The organism is Rhodoferax sp. RT5P35 (assembly GCF_056521385.1).
In genome coordinates this window covers 1-1,068 of record NZ_JBWMAX010000332.1, presented here as the reverse complement: position 1 = coordinate 1,068, position 1,068 = coordinate 1, and the positions used below count along the sequence as shown (strand labels likewise).

Sequence of the window (1,068 nt, the reverse complement as noted above, 5' to 3'; positions counted from 1 at the left end):
CGCCCGCAAATCCACGATTTGCTGCAAGAGCATCTGGACAACATGTACGAGCTGTCGCCGCCAGAGTGCGTGTTTGCGTTGGATATTGACAAGCTGCGCGCCCCCGACATCACGTTCTGGACCGCCTGGGACGGCCCGCTGCTGCTGGGCTGCGGCGCACTGAAGCAGCTCGATACCCACCACGGCGAACTCAAATCCATGCGCACCCCCGCCGCCCACCGCGGCCGCGGTGCCGGGCGCGCTCTGCTGATGCACATCCTGCAAGTCGCCCAAGCCCGCGGCTACACCCGCATCAGTCTGGAAACCGGCACCGCCAGCGCCTTCCACCCCGCCCAAAAACTCTACGCCAGCGTAGGCTTTGCCTTCTGCGGCCCTTTCGCCAGCTACCAAGAGAACCCGCACAGCGTGTTCATGGCGCTGGATTTGCAAGTACCGGGGTACACCATGGCCAGCGACACCCTTCCTATCAACTACCGGCGCGACGCAGATGCCAGCGACGCAGCGCTCAACGCCCTGTTTGCGCAGGCGTGGCCCGGCCACCAGGACCGCTCTTTCCGGCCTGTATTGCAGGCGGGCTTCACCAGCATCTGCGCCTACAGCGGCGAGGCGCTGGTGGGCTTCGTGAACATCGCCTGGGACGGCCAATCGCACGCCTTTGTACTCGACCCCACCGTGGCCCCAGCCTTCAGAAGGCAAGGCATAGGCCGCCAACTCGTGCTGCACGGCATTGCCGCCGCAAAAAGCGCCGGCCTGGCCTGGGTCCACGTGGACTTTGAACCTGCGCTGCGCGGGTTCTACCAGCAATGTGGCTTCCAGACCTCGGAGGCCGGGGTGATCCAGCTGGCATCGTTTACGCCTGCCTAAAACCCCATGCAGCTGCTTCTTGTCCGCCATGGGCAAACAGACTTCAATGCGGAACACCGCTGCCCACATGGACTCACGCCCGTGCAGCCGAAACCATTTGCTCCGTTATTGATAGTAAAAAACAAGAGCATCTCGTGCTGATTGAATGGGCACGAGAGGCCGATTTGGTATATGAAAAACGGCCTAAAAATCAAAGAGAGGAAA

The 1,068-nt window shown here is 61.8% G+C and carries 1 protein-coding gene; it reads left to right on the top strand.

Translation table 11 applies throughout. The features are described from left to right. Positions 1–864: GNAT family N-acetyltransferase (locus tag AC097L_RS26090; protein WP_479589590.1), on the top strand; the 864-nt coding region annotated here is incomplete at its 5' end. Between the last annotated feature and the right edge of the window lie 204 nt (positions 865–1,068).